This window comes from Devosia sp., from assembly GCF_035944845.1.
Taxonomy (GTDB): domain Bacteria; phylum Pseudomonadota; class Alphaproteobacteria; order Rhizobiales; family Devosiaceae; genus Devosia_A.
Genome location: NZ_DASZAW010000056.1, coordinates 1 through 18,064, shown reverse-complemented (window position 1 = coordinate 18,064; position 18,064 = coordinate 1). Strand labels below are relative to the sequence as shown.

24 protein-coding genes and 1 pseudogene are annotated in these 18,064 nt (G+C 64.6%); 10 read left to right on the top strand and 15 right to left on the bottom strand.

The window, feature by feature from the left end:
* The 9 genes and pseudogenes from VGV07_RS27390 to VGV07_RS09650 form a co-directional block, all read right to left on the bottom strand.
* A pseudogene (locus tag VGV07_RS27390) lies at nt 1-141 on the bottom strand (DUF4158 domain-containing protein); the annotation flags it as partial.
* Nucleotides 142-218: 77 nt separating this feature from the next.
* Nucleotides 219-701, bottom strand: a complete 483-nt coding sequence (locus VGV07_RS09685; protein ID WP_021224435.1) for a c-type cytochrome — start codon at nt 699-701, stop codon at nt 219-221.
* A 12-nt stretch (nt 702-713) separates the two neighbouring features.
* Complete coding sequence (locus tag VGV07_RS09680; RefSeq protein ID WP_021224436.1) at nt 714-1,949, bottom strand: molybdopterin-dependent oxidoreductase; 1,236 nt, start codon at nt 1,947-1,949, stop codon at nt 714-716.
* 89 nt (nt 1,950-2,038) lie between these two features.
* The gene (locus tag VGV07_RS09675; protein ID WP_037513249.1) at nt 2,039-3,190 is read right to left on the bottom strand and encodes a TDT family transporter; all 1,152 of its coding nucleotides are present in this window, start codon (nt 3,188-3,190) and stop codon (nt 2,039-2,041) included.
* Nucleotides 3,187-4,059 (bottom strand): LysR family transcriptional regulator, encoded by an 873-nt coding sequence (locus VGV07_RS09670; RefSeq protein WP_021224438.1) that lies wholly within the window; start codon nt 4,057-4,059, stop codon nt 3,187-3,189. Before VGV07_RS09670 ends, VGV07_RS09675 begins: the two co-directional genes overlap by 4 nt.
* A gap of 337 nt (nt 4,060-4,396) precedes the next feature.
* Nucleotides 4,397-5,167, bottom strand: a complete 771-nt coding sequence (locus VGV07_RS09665; RefSeq protein ID WP_021224441.1) for an anti-sigma factor family protein — start codon at nt 5,165-5,167, stop codon at nt 4,397-4,399.
* Nucleotides 5,164-5,673 carry an RNA polymerase sigma factor gene (locus VGV07_RS09660; protein ID WP_021224442.1) on the bottom strand — a complete coding sequence of 170 codons (510 nt, stop codon included), beginning with the start codon at nt 5,671-5,673 and terminating at the stop codon, nt 5,164-5,166. Before VGV07_RS09660 ends, VGV07_RS09665 begins: the two co-directional genes overlap by 4 nt.
* 1 nt (nt 5,674) lies before the next feature.
* Nucleotides 5,675-7,114 carry a YncE family protein gene (locus VGV07_RS09655; protein WP_021224443.1) on the bottom strand — a complete coding sequence of 480 codons (1,440 nt, stop codon included), beginning with the start codon at nt 7,112-7,114 and terminating at the stop codon, nt 5,675-5,677.
* A 1-nt stretch (nt 7,115) separates the two neighbouring features.
* Complete coding sequence (locus tag VGV07_RS09650) at nt 7,116-7,481, bottom strand: DUF305 domain-containing protein (protein WP_021224444.1); 366 nt, start codon at nt 7,479-7,481, stop codon at nt 7,116-7,118.
* A 232-nt stretch (nt 7,482-7,713) separates the two neighbouring features.
* Here VGV07_RS09650 and VGV07_RS09645 point away from each other — a divergent pair, with 232 nt between their 5' ends.
* Nucleotides 7,714-8,280 carry a recombinase family protein gene (locus tag VGV07_RS09645; RefSeq protein ID WP_004212894.1) on the top strand — a complete coding sequence of 189 codons (567 nt, stop codon included), beginning with the start codon at nt 7,714-7,716 and terminating at the stop codon, nt 8,278-8,280.
* Between the two features lie 6 nt (nt 8,281-8,286).
* On the opposite strand, the gene VGV07_RS09640 is transcribed toward VGV07_RS09645, so the two are convergent.
* Nucleotides 8,287-9,711 carry a transposase gene (locus tag VGV07_RS09640; RefSeq protein ID WP_216313314.1) on the bottom strand — a complete coding sequence of 475 codons (1,425 nt, stop codon included), beginning with the start codon at nt 9,709-9,711 and terminating at the stop codon, nt 8,287-8,289.
* Between the two features lie 94 nt (nt 9,712-9,805).
* Complete coding sequence (locus VGV07_RS09635; RefSeq protein ID WP_021224446.1) at nt 9,806-10,222, bottom strand: MerR family transcriptional regulator; 417 nt, start codon at nt 10,220-10,222, stop codon at nt 9,806-9,808.
* A 63-nt stretch (nt 10,223-10,285) separates the two neighbouring features.
* Between VGV07_RS09635 and VGV07_RS09630 the strand changes: the two genes are divergently transcribed.
* Both VGV07_RS09630 and VGV07_RS09625 read left to right on the top strand, forming a co-directional pair.
* Entirely contained in the window at nt 10,286-10,702 is a 417-nt protein-coding gene (locus VGV07_RS09630; RefSeq protein WP_004213257.1) for a mercuric transporter MerT family protein, read from the top strand.
* Nucleotides 10,702-10,923, top strand: coding sequence for a GDCCVxC domain-containing (seleno)protein (locus VGV07_RS09625; protein ID WP_004213258.1), 222 nt, complete (start codon nt 10,702-10,704; stop codon nt 10,921-10,923). The genes VGV07_RS09630 and VGV07_RS09625 overlap by 1 nt, the downstream gene beginning before the upstream one ends.
* 16 nt (nt 10,924-10,939) lie before the next feature.
* Here VGV07_RS09625 and VGV07_RS09620 read toward each other — a convergent pair whose 3' ends face one another.
* Nucleotides 10,940-11,491: a DsrE family protein gene (locus tag VGV07_RS09620; protein ID WP_326868476.1), complete on the bottom strand. Its 552-nt coding sequence runs from the start codon at nt 11,489-11,491 to the stop codon at nt 10,940-10,942.
* A gap of 60 nt (nt 11,492-11,551) precedes the next feature.
* The gene (locus VGV07_RS09615) at nt 11,552-13,024 is read right to left on the bottom strand and encodes a multicopper oxidase family protein (RefSeq protein ID WP_216313316.1); all 1,473 of its coding nucleotides are present in this window, start codon (nt 13,022-13,024) and stop codon (nt 11,552-11,554) included.
* 203 nt (nt 13,025-13,227) lie between these two features.
* On the opposite strand from VGV07_RS09615, the gene VGV07_RS09610 reads away from it, so the two are divergent.
* The 7 genes from VGV07_RS09610 to lgt are packed head-to-tail and all read left to right on the top strand — an operon-like array spanning nt 13,228 to nt 17,334.
* A complete protein-coding gene (locus VGV07_RS09610) occupies nt 13,228-13,569 on the top strand; it encodes an ArsR/SmtB family transcription factor (protein WP_004213264.1) in 342 nt (113 codons plus the stop codon).
* 2 nt (nt 13,570-13,571) lie between these two features.
* Nucleotides 13,572-13,997, top strand: coding sequence for a YeeE/YedE family protein (locus VGV07_RS09605; protein ID WP_004213265.1), 426 nt, complete (start codon nt 13,572-13,574; stop codon nt 13,995-13,997).
* A 3-nt stretch (nt 13,998-14,000) separates the two neighbouring features.
* Nucleotides 14,001-14,444, top strand: a complete 444-nt coding sequence (locus VGV07_RS09600; protein ID WP_004213266.1) for a DUF6691 family protein — start codon at nt 14,001-14,003, stop codon at nt 14,442-14,444.
* A complete protein-coding gene (locus VGV07_RS09595; RefSeq protein WP_004213267.1) occupies nt 14,441-15,220 on the top strand; it encodes a sulfite exporter TauE/SafE family protein in 780 nt (259 codons plus the stop codon). The genes VGV07_RS09600 and VGV07_RS09595 overlap by 4 nt, the downstream gene beginning before the upstream one ends.
* 19 nt (nt 15,221-15,239) lie before the next feature.
* Nucleotides 15,240-15,989 carry an MBL fold metallo-hydrolase gene (locus VGV07_RS09590; protein ID WP_007016078.1) on the top strand — a complete coding sequence of 250 codons (750 nt, stop codon included), beginning with the start codon at nt 15,240-15,242 and terminating at the stop codon, nt 15,987-15,989.
* 36 nt (nt 15,990-16,025) lie between these two features.
* The gene (locus tag VGV07_RS09585; RefSeq protein WP_004213269.1) at nt 16,026-16,412 is read left to right on the top strand and encodes a rhodanese-like domain-containing protein; all 387 of its coding nucleotides are present in this window, start codon (nt 16,026-16,028) and stop codon (nt 16,410-16,412) included.
* Nucleotides 16,413-16,458: 46 nt separating this feature from the next.
* A complete protein-coding gene (lgt, locus tag VGV07_RS09580) occupies nt 16,459-17,334 on the top strand; it encodes a prolipoprotein diacylglyceryl transferase (RefSeq protein WP_007016079.1) in 876 nt (291 codons plus the stop codon).
* Nucleotides 17,335-17,337: 3 nt separating this feature from the next.
* Here the strand turns inward: lgt and VGV07_RS09575 are convergent, their stop codons facing one another.
* Together VGV07_RS09575 and VGV07_RS27385 are read right to left on the bottom strand one after the other, a co-directional pair.
* Nucleotides 17,338-17,952, bottom strand: a complete 615-nt coding sequence (locus VGV07_RS09575) for a DUF6118 family protein (protein WP_228222247.1) — start codon at nt 17,950-17,952, stop codon at nt 17,338-17,340.
* A gap of 1 nt (nt 17,953) precedes the next feature.
* A partial coding sequence (locus tag VGV07_RS27385; protein WP_197209705.1) for a Tn3 family transposase occupies nt 17,954-18,064 on the bottom strand: 111 nt, incomplete at its 5' end.

The following is an 18,064-nucleotide window of genomic DNA, read 5'->3' as shown; positions in this document are numbered from 1 at the left end:
CGAGGAGCCGGGAAGGATCGTGCGGGTGCGGCGACACTCCGCAACGAAGCGACGGGCAAGATCCTCATTCGATGTCGCCGCCTCGGCTTCCCGAGCGATCCATTCGCGCAAATCCCGTGCGCCCCGCCCCGAAAAGGAGCGTGGCTGTTGAAAAAGTCCTACTGAAGGCTGCCGATCGTCTGTCGAAATCGCCTTTTTAGATTATGCGAGAGGTTTGCTTATCCGGTTCCACCTGAGACATCAGGAGCCACCTTGGGGTCGGGATCCTGTGCCTTGCCGGTTGCGGGTGCCGCTTTCTGGCTCGGCATAGCGGTGAGATAAGCAACGATCGCGTCAACGTCCTTCTCGGCCACCGGCGCCTTGTACACCTCACGCATCTTGGTGACGGTCGCCTTCCACTGGTCCGCCGATAGCGCAGGCTGAGTTAGCGCCATGCTGGCCGAGTGGCACGAAGTGCAGTTGGCGTTGATGACGTCGGCGTGCGGACCATCGGGGTAGGTAGCGTCATCGACCGGCAGGTCGACGCTGGTCGAGGCGAGCGAAAAGCCGCGGGCTGAGACGCTGGTGGGCGGTGCCGGCTCGGATGTCTCGGAGATCGGGGCAGGCGCCTTGCGGCTGCTCGGCGCCCCGATCGAGACGAGGATAATGCCGGTCAGGCCGATCAGGCCAGCGGCCATGATGCCGGGAGACGGGGTCTTCATGCTACTCGCTCCTCAGGCCGCGATGATGGTGGTGGTCTCGATATTGCCGCGCATGAACCCGCCCGGGTTCCAGATCGGCTTCATCGGCTGGGCGACACCGTTGGTGTTCCAGCAGCGCACCATGATCGGGTTGGCACCGCGTCGCAGCGGCACGCGACCATCCCACCGACGGAAGCTGTACCTGCCCTCGTCCGCTCCGAGCGTCGTCCTGTACCAGGTGCGGCCTCCGTCCGACGATACATCGACCTTGGCGACGCCGCAGTCGCCGCCCATCGCGATGCCGCCGACCGGGATCGATGCCTCATAGGCTATCGTCTGGCCATCGGGCAGGCTGGTCATCCAGCTGCGCGGGATCATGCGGTTGATGGGGACAGTCGGGAAGTCTCTGGCGCCGGGCGCGACATTCGCGCCCGGCGTCGCGGGGATCTTGTAGGCCTTGGCCATCCAATACTGGTCGTCGGGGCCGGGCAGTACCTCGATCGAGTTCAGCATCTTGACCCAATAGGTCGAGTACCAGCCCGGCACGATCAGCCGGCAGGGAAAGCCATTGAGGAGCGGCAGCTGCTCGCCGTTCATGCCGAAGGCGATCATCACTTCGCCGTCGCGGGCATGGTCGATGTCGAGCGCCTTCTCAAAGTCAGGGGCGCCCGCCACGACCGGTTGATCGAGCGCACCGAAGCGCACCTGCACCGCGCCTGTCTTGACCCCGGCGAGGTCGAGCACGTCGCGCAGGCGCACACCGAGCCATTTGGCATTGCCCATCGCGCCGTTGCCCCATTGCGCGCCGGCAACACGTGGCTGGAACAGCCCACGGCTGTTTCCCGAGCATTGGTTGACCGCCGCCATCTCGACCCGCGGCAGGCGCAGCAGCTGGGCGAGGCTGATCGACAGCGGTCGGTTGACGTGGCCGAAGACGTTGAGGCGGAAAGTCTCGACATCGATCGAGGTCGGGATGTCGGCCCAGTGCCAGCGGACGAAGAACTGGTCGTTGGGCGTGAACACCGACTTGTCGAACACGTCCATCGGCGTTTCCAGCAAGGGCGGATGGACACGCTGGAGGATCATGCTGCCCTTGCCGGGAAAGGCGCTGGTCATCGGCCGTTCGGCATTGCCGCCAGGCAGCTTCAGGTCGACGAGCTGCTGCGCCAGTGCCGGCGCGGCGGCAAGGCCGGCGGTACCGAGCGCGGCATGCCTGAGAAAGCGGCGACGGCTGGTCTCACTCGCCAGTTCGGCGTCGAAATTGTCCATGACAAGGCTCTCCTGTGGCCAGCCACGCTGGCGGATCGAAGGGGCGTTTCGCAAGTGATCGGACCGACTGATCCGATCATCATGGCGGATCAGTTCGGGGTGGCGATGCAGGGTGAGACGAACAGGTTGCCGCGCCATGCGCCGGCCAGCGTCTTGGCGCCGACGAGCAGCCACATCGCCGCAAGCGCGACTGTCAGCACCGTGCCGACGAAACCGAAGAAACCGAGGTTCAGCGTCGTGCCTAGGCGTAAGGTGGCGACGGTGTAGACGCCGAGCGGAAAGGTATAGCCCCACCAGCCCAGGTTGAACGGGACGCCGGCGCGCCAGTAGCGGATGGTGATGAGCGTCGCGAGCGCCAGCCACCACAGGCCGAAGCCCCACAGGCAGAGTCCGGCCACAACGCCGATCCCTTGCGCGACGGCACCGACACCGGCCAGCCCGTGCGCCGCGAGGATAGCCGGCGCGTCCGCCCCGAGCACCAGCATGCCCAGAGCACCCGTGCCGATCGGTCCCAGCGCCAGCCAGGAGGACGCCGCCATGCTCTCCTGCGGCAGTTTGTGGAGCGCCATGCGCAGGATGAGGATGGCGAGGATGCCGAACGCGACCGGCACCGAATAGGCCCACAGCACATAGGAGGTCGCAAGCGTGACGAGCTGCGCGTGAGGATCGGCCAGATGCGGCGCGAGCAGCCCGCCGCTGGCGCCCGCCACTTCGGCAGCGACGACCGGCAGCAACCATACCGCGGTCATGCCGTCCAGGCTGTGCTCGTGACGGGTGAACATCATGTACGGGATCAGCACGCCACAGGCGAGCGACATGGCGGCGTCGATCCACCACAGGACGTGTGCGACCGGTACGATGCCATTCCCGAACCGTGCGATGCCGAAGGCGAGGCAGCCGTTGATGATCGTCGCGAGGCCCATCGGGATGGTGCCGATGAACATCGACACGGTGTTATGCCCGAAGATGCGCCGCGCCTCGTGCCCGAACATCACCCAGCGCGCGCCATAAAGGCCGGCGAACAGCGCGAAGAGTGCGATATTGAAGAACCACAACACCTCGCCGACGGGTTTAAGCGAAGGCCCGATGCCGGGCACCTGCGGCAGCGCGAGCGCGAGGATACCGGTGCCCATCGTCGCGGCGAACCAGTTGGGCGTGAACTGACGAATCATCTCGCGGGGATGATCGAGCCGGCTGAGCGGCTTGAGGCCGCTGAGAACGGAGTGCGTGTCGGCAGTCATGCGACCTGCTCCTTGATGAGGTCCGTCAGCGCGTCGGCCGCGCGGGTGCGATAGCGTTCCTTGTGGCGCAGCGCGTGAAAGGCGCGGTCGGGCAGCCCGAGCGGCAGCTCGACAAGGTCACCGGCCTTGAGCGCGCGCGCGACGACCAATCGCGACAAGACGGCAACGCCGGCACCCGCCTCGACGGCGGTGCGCACCGCCTCGTTGGACGGCAGCGTCATCGCTATCGTCAGCTGGGCCGGATCAAACCCGCGCGTTCGCAGCACGTCCTCGAAGGTCGAGCGCGTACCCGATCCCAGCTCACGGACGATCCAGCGTTCAGTGCGCAGCCAGTCCTCGTCGACGCGCCCGGTGTCCTCGCGGCCGACCAGCACCATCGGATCACGCCCGACATGCCAGTGGGCGAGCGCCGGTTCGTCCACCTCGCCCTCGACGAAACCGAGCTCCGCCGCGCCGCTCAGGACCTGCGCTGCCGCACCTTCGGTGTTGTCGATCGCCAGTTCGACCGCGATCTGCGGGTGGCGTTCGTGGAAGGCGGCGAGCTTTGCCGGCAACCAGTAGCTCGCGATCGTCTGGCTGGCGACGATCCGCAATGAACCACGGGCAAGCCCGGCATAGTCCGCCAGCATCGTCTCGGCATGCGCTGCCCGCCCCAGCACCGCGCGCGCTTCCTCCAGAAAGCCGCGGCCTGCTTCGGTCAGCTGGATGCCACGCCCGACGCGGTGAAACAGAGGAACCCCGTAGCGCGCTTCGAGGGCAGCAATCGCGCCGGAGGCAGCGGACTGCGTGACGTTCAGCACCTCCGCTGCCTTGGTGACGTGTTCGCGCTCCGCGACACCGACGAAGATTCTGAGCTGCTCCAGGGTCATGCAGCATATATCGCGTACTTAGATCGATACGACCAACCGTTTGATATGGTCATTCCAATCTGGATATCGGAATGATCGGCAGCCTTTCGTCTGCGATGGTCTCGAAGACTTGGAGCGTTAGGCGGGCCTGCGACGTTTGATCGTCCATGACCGCTCATCACTGGCGGGGTGATCCTTGCGATGCTCGTCCTGTTCGTCGGCGCGCCGCTGGAACGCCACATCCGCGAGCGAGCCCGCCTGACGCCGGCCGAGGCCGCCAGGAAGGATGCCGAGCGCAAGCCCTGATCGCGCTGGCCCGCCCGGTGCCTGTCGGCGCTGAGGAGCAGCAAGGGCGCTATCAGGACACCAGCGCCGCATCGGCCTGCCGCCGGACTTCATCGGCAATCGGATGCAGCTCGGCCGCAGGCCGCTCGCCCACCACACTATAGCCGATCCCGTCGACTGCCCATGTGACCCGGCCCATGGTCCCGCTGGACGTGCTGGTCATGCTCGCAGTCTTGTCGATCTGCATAGGCCTCGTCAGCACCGCGAGTTTCGACGCTTGCGGTCCGTCGTAGAGGAGCAGTGCCGCAGGGCCGTGAGGCGTCGCGACCAGTCGCCCCCCACCATAGCGATAGCCGGCTGTGCTGAGGTCCGGGATGGTGACGCGCTCACCCAAACGGGCGGAGGTCCATCGGATCAGCATGGCGCGCTGATCCGGACCGATCTCCGCCGGTCGTATCCGGTCGGCGGCATAGACACGGAAATTGTCACTCGCCTCGTTGGCCAGCGCCGCGATGCCTGCGCGGGGTTCACCGCTCCACTTCGCGCTCGACCAACCACCGCCAAACCCGACCGCCAGCAGAAGTGACGCGGCGATGGCGAATTGCCATCGCGGCTGACGTTGCCGCCCCCTGATGGCTGCGACGCGCATCGTCGCCGGGATCGGTTCATCCGCGATCGGGGCAAACAGGGATGCAAGGGCTCGCGCCTGCTCCGCCTGTTCCCGCAAACGGGCATGCAGGTCCGGCTGGCCTTCAAGATAGGCGTCGACCAGGCGCTGCCGCTCGGGCGACAGCCTGCCATCGATCCATGCGGCCAGATCGTCCTCGCCGATCGGGCTGGTCATTGCACGCTCCTCAATCGCGGCCGTTCACCCTCCCGGAGGAGGGTCGCCAGTCGGTCGCGCGCCCGGGATATGCGCGACATCACCGTGCCCAGCGGCACGCCGACAACGGCAGCGACCTCCGCATAGGGCAGGCCCTCGACCGATACGAGGAGCAGCACCGTTCGCTGCTCCTCGGGCAACGCATCAAGGGCGCGCAGCAGGTCGCGGTGGTGTAGGCCTGTTTCCTGATCGGCCGGACGGCCGAGCGTGGCGTCGTCCACGAGGTGGAGCGGAACCGCTGTGCCTCGCCGGCTATGCTGCCGCTGATGGTCGACCAACAGATTGTGCAGGATCGTATAGACCCATGGGCGCACCTCCGCCCCGCGTCGTTGTCGCCAGCGCCCGACCGCGCGCTCGAGACAATCCTGCACCACGTCATCTGCCATTGCCCGATCGCGCAACCACGACCGGGCATAGCGGCGCAGACCGGGGATCAGGGGCTCGATCGCGGCGGCAAGCGGGTCCATGTCAGTCGCGCTGTACCTGCACGATGCGTCCCGGCGCGCCGTTCACCACCTCAGCGACCGCCAGAAAACGGCGGGGCGTCGCGGTGCTGCCTTGAACGATCTGCCGGATCGGACCCGACGCGTTGACGATCGCCGCACCCGCCGGGTTGCTCATGAAGTTGGCAAGCGGCTCTACAGCGCCGCTACCATCCGCGTTGGCGGTCAGCACGAGCATGTAGGGCTTCTTGGGCTGCAAACCGGTAACGGCACTCTGCACGACCTGAATGATGCCTTGGTCGAAGAGGGTGATGCTGCTTGCCGCACCCTTGCCGCCGATCGGCCCCATAGTCAGATGCAACGCCTTGCCGGCCGTGCCGAGCGGCTGGAGATTGTCGGTGCCGGGGCCTGTCGGAACAGCGTTCGGCACATAGGCGATCGCCTGCGGTGCCTGTCCGACCGGCACGGTAGCGACGACCGTGTTGCCAGCGGTGTCGATCGCGGCCAGCTCATCGGCATTCTCCAGCCCGACATAGATGCGCCGACCGTCGCCGGACGGCCAGACACCGTGCGGCATCTTGCCGACTGGAATGGTTGCCACCAGCGTGAAGTCGGACGTGCGGAACACCTTCACCGCATTCTCCCCGCCGACCGTCACATAGGCGAACTGCCCCTTGGCCGTGCGGGCGAAGTTGACGTGATTGGTGATCGGCCCGGTATCCAGCACCTTGAGGATTGTGAAGGGTGGCCTGGCATCGAATGCGACCGTCTTGCCGATGTCCTTTAGCGTAAACCACGCCTGCTTGCCGTCCGGCGTCGCGGCGATGTTGGGGCAGAATGGGCTCGGCTGCGCCACCTGTCCGACCTGTGCGTGGGTTGCGACATCGAACACGGCCAGCACCGGATTGAACGAGGAACAGACATAGCCGTATCGCCCATCGGGCGAGAAGATCGTCATACCCGGACCACCGGGCGTCTTGATGCGGCCGGTTTCCTTGTACGTCGCGGGATCGAGCACGGCGATATAGTCCTCGCCGCGAACGGTGACCCAGACCTCCTTTCCGTCCGGCGTGAAGAACGCCTCGTGCGGACTGCGCCCGACATAGGTCGTGTGTTTGACCGTGTTGGTGGCGGTGTCGATCCACGACACGGCATTCGATCCGATCGACACGACCGCCAAGGTCTTCCCGTCCGGCGAGAAGCCCAGGCCGTGGACCAGCACTTGTCCCTTGTAGAGCGGGGAGAAGTTCATCGGCTGCGGATCGCCGAGCTTGATGACGCCGAGCAGCCGGTTGTCGGCCGGGTCCGTCACCGACACCGTGTTGGAGAATTGTTCGGACGCATAGACGCGGTCGCGGTGGCTGACGGGCATGTCCTTGGCGTTCCACGGCGCCTGCTGCGCCATGGCGAGGCCCGGTGCGGCGCTCATCAGCAAGGCGGCCGAGCGCAGGATGGTCCGGATCATGTCAGTGCTCCATAGGGCTGTGGTGGTCGCCGCCCTGCGTCGGGGCCGGCGTCGAAGGCGGTAGCGGCTGACCGATCGCCAACTTCATAGCGGCAATCTCCTGCTGCTGATCGATGATGATCTCCTGCGCGATGCGCTTGAGCTGCTCGTTATGGCCGTAGCGCAGCTCCGCCACTGCCATATCGATCGCACCCTGATGATGCGGGAGCATCATCGTGACGAAGTCGCGGTCGACGTTGCCGGACGGCTTGACCATCATGCCCGCCATCATCCGGTCCATCGCGGCAGCCACCATGCTGGCGTAACCACCGGCAGGGGCGGCCGCGACTGCGCCTGTGAGCAGGGCCGAAGCAGTCAGACCGAGCATCCAATATCGTCTACGCATAAGCCTCCGGCGCATCAGTCCTGAAAGCATAGACGACGCTCGTCCGGGTTTATTCCATGGGTGAGCCGGTTATCAGCCTTCCCGATTGGGAACCTCCAACGGGACGACCGTGACCGACACAAAAATCCGCTGTATGCCCGCCGGGGCTTTCCCAAAATATGTTCCCGAAATATGAGTCCCGAAATTCGCTGTTTGAGATGGGATAACGGGACTCATGCTGGTTGGTTATGCGCGTGTCTCGACCTCCGACCAGGACCTGACGCTACAAACCGATGCGCTGACCAAGGCTGGCTGTGAAAAGCTGTTCACCGACAAGGTGAGCGGCGCGAAGCTGAACCGTCCCGGTCTGACCGAAGCTCTCAATTTCGTGCGGGCCGGTGACACGCTGGTGATATGGAAGCTCGATCGCCTTGGCCGATCGATCGGGGGCCTGATCGAACTGGCGGCGGACTTGTCCGCTCGGAAGATTGATTTCCGGTCCCTGACGGACGGGTTCGACACGGCAACCCCATCGGGCCGTCTGCTGTTCCATATCCTCGCTTCTGTCGCGGAGATGGAGCGCGAACTGATAAAGGAACGGACGATTGCCGGTTTGGCAGCGGCACGGGCCAAGGGCGGCACGGGCGGAGGCCGCAAGTCGGTCATGACGCCTGACATGCTCGATACCGCCCGCAAGCTGCTCAAGGCTGGCGACAAACCGGCGAAGGTCGCGAAGCTGCTCCAGGTCGGCCGTTCTACCTTCTATCGCCACTTCCCTGCGGCCGAGCGCGAACCCGGCTAACCGGCGTCAGAAGATCGTCGCGTAGTAGGATTGCTCGAACCGGCCACGGCTGATCCGGGCCATGCGCTCGATGCGTTCCGGCACCGGGGGCGGGCGACGGTTCCGGGCCGGTCTTGCGTCGGTGCGGGCTAACAGCACGAGATTGGCAATGGCCGCGCCCAACAGAAACTCTTCTTCGGCACCGCGCAGTCCGCGAAGGTGCAGGCGGGTCAGCCCTCGCTTGCCTTTGGCATCGGCGAACACCCGCTCGACACCCCGGCGCAGCCGCATCGACCGCTTGAATAGCGGCGTCTGCATCTCGCCGCGCACCATCTCACGCACGTCCTCATATTCGCTGTGCGTGACCGACCTGTTGCTGCCTGCGGTGCATTTCCGTTTGAGGTGACAGGCGCGGCAATCGGCAGGACTGGCGCTGTATCGGAGAAAGCCCGCCCGACGATCGGCACCGCGAAAGGGCAGTATCTTCCCAGCGGGGCAGACATAGCGGTCCTGCTCCCGCTCATAGCGGAAGGCTTCGCGGGGGAATTTGCCCTTGGTCTGTTCGGATCGTTCCAGCACCGGGATATGCGGGATGGTGCCGCGATCGGTGACGAACGCCAGGAACGCAGCGCTGCCATAGGCGGTGTCGGCCGCGACACGCTTTGGCCGATAGCCGAACCGATTGTCGGCCCGTGCCAGCATGGTCCGCCCCGCATCGACTTCCGCGGCGAAGCGGGCGGGACTGGCCTCCACGTCGATCGCCACCCCTCCCGGCGTGTCAATCAGGACATTGAAGGCATAGCCGAACCGGCCCCGCGCCGTGCGCGCCGACCATGCCGACGCCGGATCGGTGCGTGACACCTCGGCCGGTTTGCCACGCGGTACGCCATGTTCCTGCGGTGGAGCATTGGCCTGATCCGCCAGCCATTCACAAACCGGGCGGGGAAGCCGGGGCGCGGCCATGTCGGCGTCCCGCATCTTGCGCTGCCAGCTTGCATCGGCCGCGACGAACGATGCATCGATTGCGGCATCCTTGTGGGCGATCAGCCCCGCATCGGCGCAGCGCCGCACCGTCTGCTCGAACAGGATGCGGAAGATGCTAGCATCGCGGAATCGGCCATGCCGGTTCTTGCTAAACGTCGAGTGGTGCGGCACCGGCGCGTTGAGCGGCAATCGGCAGAACCAGCGATAGGCGAGGTTGAAGCGGACTTCCTCACACAGACGGCGCTCCGACGTGATGCCATAGAGGCGAGCGATCAGCGCCATGCGGACCAGCAATTCAGGCGCGATCGAGGGACGCCCACGGCAACTGTAGTGCGGCGCGAGCGCATCGCGCAGTTCACCCAGGTCGATCAGCCCGTCTATCCTGTGCAGGATATGATCGGCGGGGATCATCGCTCCCAGCGCCCGCCAGCTTGCGCCCTTGCCGCCTCGCTGTTGCTCACCCATCATGGCCGCTGCTCCCGATGTGTCGAAGCAGGGAACCCGTTAGGAACGCGATCGGATCACCCGGCCTTTTTTCAACAGCCCCGACCGGTTTTGACACCTAAGTGGTTGTATATTGGTCAAGCAATTCGATCACGGCACAACTCGCCGCCCCGTCGCCCTCGCAACGGTCGATCGTCGTGGCAAGCAGGCTTTCGAGTTGCGCTAGGTCTGCCATTTTCGCGCGAACCCGCTCCAGGTGGTGGGCCGCGATCTCGCGGACCTCACTGCACGACGCCTGCGCGGGACCGCCAAGTGACAGGATCGCGCGCACCTCGGCCGGGGTGAAGCCGAGTTCACGCGCGCCACGGATGAATCCAAGGACGCGGACGTGGCCGGCCCCATATACTCGCCGGCCCCCGCTCGTGCGGGGTGGGGTCGCCACAATGCCGACGCGCTCGAAATAGCGGATCGTCTCGATGTTCACGCCGGTTCGGCGCGACAACTCGCCGATAGCTAGGCCTTTCTCATCCCTCATAATTCGCTTGCTCCTGTAGCCGCTACAGGAGGCATTAGGGGGTTATTCCGCCGGAGACGACTGATGAATAAAAGGATTTTGCCGCACGAAACCCTGGCCGCTTCCGCATCGCCACGCCGCGCCGACGCGGGGCTATCCGCCCTGGGTGCGCTGGCGAGCTTCGGCGCGGTCCTAGCCGCCGCATCCTGCTGCGTCTTGCCGCTCGCGCTGGCGGCGCTGGGCGTGGGGGCGGGCCTGTCGAGCACCTTCGCCGCGCTGATGCCTCTGCGCTGGGCCCTGACGGCGCTTTCCCTCGTCGGCCTGGCTGCCGGGTGGTGGGCGTATGTGCGGCGTCGGAGGACCTGCGCTGCGGATCGGTCCTGCACCGTGACCCTACCGTCCCGCGCAACTCCGATCATGCTCACGATCGGCACGACCCTGACGCTGACCGCGCTGATATGGGATCGCATTGAAGCGCCGCTTATAAAGGCGCTTTCCTGATGCAGCTCACCTCCACGCTGACCTGTCCCGAGTGCGGCGGTGTCGCGACCGAGACGATGCCCACCAACGCCTGCCAGTTCTTCTATGATTGCCGACATTGCGCGGCGGTGCTGCGGCCCCTGGCCGGCGACTGCTGCGTGTTCTGCTCGTTCGGCGATGTCCCATGCCCTCCGATTCAGGAGGCGAAGGCGAACGGGACCGTGGCGGGCTGCTGCGGGTGAGGGGGTATCGCTCCTTTCAATCCGGGATGAGCGCGTAACCCCGGATTTGTAGATTCGCCAAGGTTGTAAGCGCCGAATCATCGATCTCAACGCCCGAAGCCACTTGGTTCGGCATGATCTCATTTCCGACCATGGCCTGACTGCAAACGCGGATTGAAACACCGGCTTTCTGGAGAGCGGCAATCAGCGCAGCGTTCGGGTTGGCCGCTACCTTCATACGCGCCGCATATGGCGCGTTCTGCAGGACGAGCGGGGTCGCGGGACCATGAATGATGACGGCGATGTCACCAGCCGGATGGACCTTGTCCGCGCCTAGCAGGTTCACGAAGCGCGCGACCTTCTCAAGGCTGGGATTCACTTTGTCGGGAGAGCTTGCGGCCTTGGTGACATTGAACAAGACGCGGTAGCGAAGCTTGGGATCGGGCCGCTCGGCAGCACTGGGCACGGCCACGATCCCGCCAAATCCCGGTATTACGGGATAAACCAGATTATCCTGTGCAGCTAGCGAGGTGCCGCCGGTCAGCATCGTTGCCGCGAGCAGAAATGTGGCGAAAGCTCTTTTTGGCAACCTTGCTCTCCTGTTGGACGGTAGGCGCTGCATAAACTCTCCAGAAGTGGGAGCCTACGCCTACGCAACACTGAACTGGCCCATCATTCCATTATCCTCATGTTCAAGGATATGGCAGTGATACATGAAGGGAGCGCTCTTGGCCGGCTGATCAAATCGGATGAGAAGCTCCACCGGTTCCTTGACGAGGACCGTGTCGCGCGGCCCCTGGTCGAGAACATCGGGCTGCCCGCCACCGCGGGTGAGAACATCAAAGTGGACGCCGTGAATATGGATCGGGTGGCGCATCATTTCGCCAGACACCTCCCATATTTCGGTGGAGCCTAGCTTCACCGTCTCATCGATGCGATTCATGTCGAATGGCTTGCCATTGATCGTAAGGCCGCCACCGCCGCTTCCTGAGCCCATCATGCCGCCCATGCCCATGTTGAGGCTCAGAGGGCGACGGCGCACCGCCTTGCTGGCGTCGGGCCCAGTTCGTGATGCCAGAAGGGTCGGCACGACGCCGCTGGCACGAGCCTGTCCCAACGGCCGTGGTTCAAACCGCAGCACGGTCGCTGGTGCCGCGGCATCGGTCCTTCGGGCGCCACGCCCCATCATACCCATGCCGCCCATCATCGAGCTGTTGGTATCAGCCGCCGTCACCAGCGAGGCGGACCTACCGTCCGTGAAGTCCACGAGAAGCTCGGCACGTTGGCCCGGCGCCAAGGTTATGGCTTCCAATGCCACTGCGTGTTCGAGCAGCCCCCCTTCGGTTCCGATCCAGTGAAAGCTCCGCCGATCGGAAAACGACAGCTCATAAATCCGCGCGTTCGATGCGTTGACGAGCCGCAGGCGAACCAACCGATTTGGCACCGCCGCCAGCGGATTCACCGCGCCGTTCACAAGGATCGTGTCGCCGCGCCGGCCCTGCATGGCGACCATCATGCCGCCTGGCATGACAAGGCGACCATTTTCGAACTGGCGATCCTGGATGAGCAGGGGCAGATCGTCCACGCCATATTCTGACGGGAGCCCCAGGCCCTGCTCTTCGTCGTCGGTTACCAGCAACGCCCCAGCCAGGCCCGAATAGACTTGCTCGGCCGTCAACCCATGGACGTGTGAGTGATAAAGGAGGGTCGCTGCGGGCTGCCGGATCGGGAGCGTGGGCCGCCAGGTCGCGCCCGGCGCGATGATCTGATGGGGGCCGCCATCCAGCTCTCCGGGGATCAGAAGCCCGTGCCAATGCACAGTCGTGTCCGCGTTGAGCCCGTTGGTCACGACAGCCGCCACGTCGTCGCCACGGCGCACCCTGATCGTCGGTCCGAGATAGCTGCCATTATACCCGAGCGTGTCACTCGGCCGGCCTGGATAAAATGAAGTCGTTCCGGACTGGACCCGTAGCGCGAATGAGCGGCCAGGCCGTGCGTCCAACAGCGGCGGCATCGGAAGCGGGTTTGCACCTCCCCCGCCGAGGCCCGGCGTGGAGCGCGAGCAAGCGGTGGTTGCGAACAATGCCGCTCCGCCAGCCAACAGCGAACGTCGATCGAGCATCTAAATCTGTCCCAGCGTGCAGCGCAGCTCGGAAGCGATACGGACAGCCTGGTCGATCAGCATGGGGTTACCTCGCACTCCGGCGCTTCGAAGGAGCCTCGATGGCTTGGCGAAATAGTAGCTCACGGGGGGAACCTCCTAGCTGGCGCTTGATCGAACACCACTCCATCATATATGCTACATATAAGATGTTTGGAGCAACTGTGCCACCTTCCCTCGTTAAAATGTCTCCGGAGCTTCTGGAGGAAAAGGCCGGCGAAGCGGAAGCGTTCCTCCGTTCGCTTGCGAGCCGGCACCGTCTGATGATCCTGTGCAGCCTGCTCGGCGGGGAGTTGTCGGTAACCGATCTGGGCGAACGCCTCGGACTGACACAGTCGAATTTGTCCCGCCATCTGGCCACGCTGCGCGACGAAGGCCTGGTCGGAACACGGCGGGAGAAAACGACGATATTCTACCGCATCACGTCCGAGCGCGTGCTGCCGATCCTGACGGAACTCTACGCACTCTTTTGCGCCGGTGACGAAGCTGAGAGCAGAGAATCCTGACGATGGAGGGTTTCACCCCATTCTCGGCCATCGTGGGCGGCGCGCTAATCGGCCTCTCGGCTTCCTTCCTGTGGATCGCCAATGGGCGCATCGCTGGAATCAGCGGCATCGTCGGCGGGGTGCTTGCGCCTGTCCGCGGCGAGATGGCCTGGCGCGCAACATTCCTGGTCGGCCTGCTCGCCGCGCCCTTGCTCTACCGGGCGGCGGGCGGCCTGCTACCGGACCTCACGTCGCCGGCCCCAGTCGCCGTCGTGATCGCAGCCGGCCTTCTGGTGGGATTTGGGACTCGGCTCGGGAGTGGTTGCACCAGCGGGCATGGCGTCTGCGGAATAGCGAGGCTCTCGCCCCGCTCGCTCGCCGCGACAGGCGTCTTCCTCATCACAGCGGCCGCGACTGTGTACGTCGCCCGACACGTCATCGGACTCTGAGCAATGAGGAAGCTGCTCATCGCGCTCGCCTCGGGGCTCATTTTCGGCTTCGGCCTGATCGTCTCCGCCATGATAGCCCCCAGCAAGGTTCTGGCGTTTCTTGATGTCGCCGCGCCGTCGTGGGACCCGAGCCTTGCCTTGGTGCTGGCCTCGGCCGTCATGGTTTCAGCGTTGGGATTTGCACTCGGCCGAAGGCGCGATGCTCCGCTTTTCGCACCGGCGTTCAATGGGCCATCGTCCCGGTCCCTGGACAAGAAGCTTCTCTCGGGCGCGGCTTTGTTCGGCGTCGGATGGGGCCTCGTCGGCTACTGCCCTGGTCCGGCCCTGGTCGCCCTGAGCCTCGGAGCGCCGGCGGCGCTGGTGTTCGTCGTGGCGATGCTGGCGGGCATGGGCGTCTTCGCCCTTCAGGAACGTTATCGCGCAGCCAGGCCCGGGGCAAACCCATGACGCCGGTCGACATCCTCACGCTCATATCCGGTGTCGTCGTCGGCTTTACCCTCGGGGTGATCGGCGGCGGCGGCTCGATCCTTGCCCTGCCGTTGCTGCTGTATGTCGTGGGCATGAAGGACCCGCACGTCGCGATCGGCACGAGCGCGCTGGCGGTGGCCGCCAATGCCTTCGCCAACCTGATCCAGCACGCCCGGGCCGGAACCGTGAAGTGGCCCTGCGCCCTCGTCTTCGGGGCATCGGGCGTCATAGGCGCCCTGATCGGCTCCACCCTGGGCAAGATGGTGGCGGGTCAGCATCTCCTGGTGCTGTTCGCAGGCGTGATGATCGTGGTGGGGGTTTCCATGCTGCGCGGCAAATCCGGCGGCGGCGACCCGGGCGTGCGGATCACGCGCCCCATCGCTGTGCGGCTCGTGGCGATCGGCCTTCTCGCCGGCCTCCTGTCAGGGTTCTTCGGCATCGGCGGCGGCTTCCTGATTGTGCCCGGCATCATGCTCGGCAGCGGCATGCCCATCCTCAACGCGGTCGGATCGTCGCTGTTTTCGGTGGGAACGTTCGGATCGGCGACAGCCCTCAACTATGCCCTGTCAGGACTCGTGGATTGGCGCGTGGCCGGCTTCTTCATCGCTGGCGGGGTCGCTGGCGGCGTCGCCGGCATGCAAACCGCCATCCGGCTCGCCGATCATAAGGGCTTGCTCACCCGCATCTTCGCTTTCGTCCTGCTGGCCGTGGCCGCCTACATGCTGTTCCGCAGCCTGGGCGGGATCGGCGGCTAGACACCATTGGAGACCGATCATGATCTTTCGTCAGTTGTTCGAGCCGGAGTCCTCGACCTACACCTACCTCCTCGGTTGCCCGGAGACGCGCAAAGCCGTCCTGATCGATCCTGTCCTCGAAACGATCGAACGCGACCTTGCCGCGCTTCAGGAACTGGATCTCGAACTGGCTTATACGTTGGAGACGCATGTGCATGCGGACCACGTCACATCGGCCTGCTATCTGCGCAGCCTTACCGGCTCCAAGATCGCGTACCCCGCCATGGACGGCCTTCCCTGTGCTGACGTGGGGGTCGCCGAGGACCAGCCTTTGACTGTCGGCGCGCTCAAGCTTCAGCCGCTGTTTACGCCGGGGCACACCGACGCCCACCATACCTACCTGGTTGAGCAGCCCGATGGTCTTCGCGCCTTCACCGGCGACGCCCTGCTAATCGACGGCTGTGGCCGCACCGACTTCCAAAACGGTGACGCCGCCACCCTTTATCACTCCGTCACGCAGAAGATTTTCACGCTGCCGGGCGATGGTCTGATCTACCCGGCTCACGACTACAATCATCGCCACATCACGACAGTGGCGCAGGAGCGTGAACGGAACCCGCGCCTTGCGGGCAAGACCGTTCAGGAATTCGTCGCGATCATGGCCGCTCTCGATCTTCCCTACCCAAAGAAGATCGACGTTGCCGTTCCGGCAAACAAGCTTTGCGGTGATTGCCCGACAGATTTGCCGGAAATGCTGCGCCAGATAGGCGGCAAGTCCGAGCAGGGCTGAGCCATCCGATACAGGTTCATTTACAGGAGAAAGTCGATGCCAACACGCACCTCGAAACAACTGGTTTCCGAAGCGAATGCGATTGTCGAAACTATCGCGCCTGACGATGCAGCCAAACTTGTCGGCAATCCCAAGGTCCAGTTCGTTGACATCCGCGAGCCAGGGGAAGTCGCAAAATCGGGGCTGGTGGCTGGTGCGGTGCATGTCCCGCGTGGCCTTCTGGAATTCCAGGTCGATCCTGAAAGCCCCACCCACAATGCCAAACTCGCCAGTGGATCGCGGTTGGTGCTCTATTGTGGGTCCGGCGCCCGCTCGGCGCTGGCCGCAAAATCACTCAAGGAGATGGGCGTGGAGAATGTCGCCCACGTCCCCGGCGGGTTTGCGGCGCTCAAGGATGCCGGCGCTTCAATCGCACCGGAATAACCCATGGCGCGCTCGAGCGCCGCTTCTCGCAGGCAGGATACAATCCTTGGATAGCCATATCGCATTCGCCAGCCTCGGATTGAGCCCGATAGCCATCTCCATAGGCCCGCTCGACATCCGCTGGTACTCGCTGGCCTATATCGCCGGCATCATTGCCGGGTGGTGGTATCTGCTGCGGCTGCTGGCCCAACCAGCGGCCCCGATGAACCGCGCACAAGCCGACGATCTCGTGTTCTACGCGACGTTGGGCGTTATCCTCGGTGGCCGTCTCGGCTATGTGATCTTTTACGGTCCTGAGATGATCTTCGACCCCCTGCAAATCCTCAAGCTGTGGGACGGCGGCATGTCGTTCCACGGGGGTGCAGCTGGCGTCTCGCTCGCGCTGATCCTGTTCGCGCGACGACACGGCCTCGAATGGCTGCGGGTCCATGATTATGTCGCCTGCACCGTGCCGATCGGCCTGTTCTTCGGCCGCCTCGCTAATTTCGTGAATGGTGAGCTTTGGGGAAAGCCCACCGATGTGCCTTGGGCGATTGTGTTCCCCGGAAGTCGCGATGGCCTCGCGCGTCACCCGAGCCAGCTCTACGAAGCCGGGCTGGAAGGACTGGTCTTGTTTGCCGTGCTCGCGTGCCTTTTCTGGTTTACCAACGCCCGACGTCGCCCTGGCATGCTCGTCGGCGTGTTCCTTCTTGGCTATGGGCTCGCTCGCTTCATTGTCGAATTCTTCCGGGAGCCGGATGCCCAGCTTGTCGGCTTCACAGCCAGAACAGGGCTTCATATGGGTCAGTGGCTCACCGTGCCGATGATTGCCGCAGGTATCTATTTGATAGTCGCAGCTTGGCGCGCCGGCTCGCGCAACCAGCAGGGCAAATCAGTAAAAAGTGAGCCAGCAATCATGCCAAAATCGAGTTGCAGTGAATAGGAACTAGCGGTCGCTATCCTGCTGCTCCTCAAGGCTAGCACCAACTTTGATTGTGCATCGCACCGTCTCGCGCGTTCGGGCTGCGGCCTTGCTGCACCCTTCGATCGTTTCGCGATTGGCCAACACCATCCTGTCGGCCGCTATGATCGCGCGGAACGCGGTGGGCGAGGCGGCCTGCATCATCCGCTGCCCGCCTTCCCACATTGACAGGTCGAGCGCTCGCGCCGCCATCTTTTCCGGCCATTGCCAGCTCGCCGGCACGGCACGCGCGACGACGCCGGCGAACGCCGCCCAAAGCACCATGCCGAGCACCACTCCGCCGATCGCCGTCCACATCAACCAGCGGTTCTGCTCGTAGCCCCGCCGCGCCGATGCGGTGACGCCCTGAAGCGCCCGAGTTGCATCCTTCAGCTCTGCGGCTGCGGTCGCGATCGTCCGCCGGTCCTCGGCGCGGGCGTCACCGCCTGCCGCTACGATCCGGTCAACAACGTGACGCGGCGTTGCTCCGTCCCTGGCTGCCGTCACCAGCGCGTCGGCGCGCTGCAAGGTGGCGTCGATCTTCTGCACCATGCCCGCCAGCGTCTCGCTATAGGGGGCGTTTGCGGGAGGGGGCGGAATCCTACGCTAAGGATTTGGGCCAGCGATATTCCCCGGTTAGATTGATGTGTTCCCATCCCAACGGCGAGACGTGGGCGAGTAGATCAGGCGCGATATGGGTACCGCTGGCGGC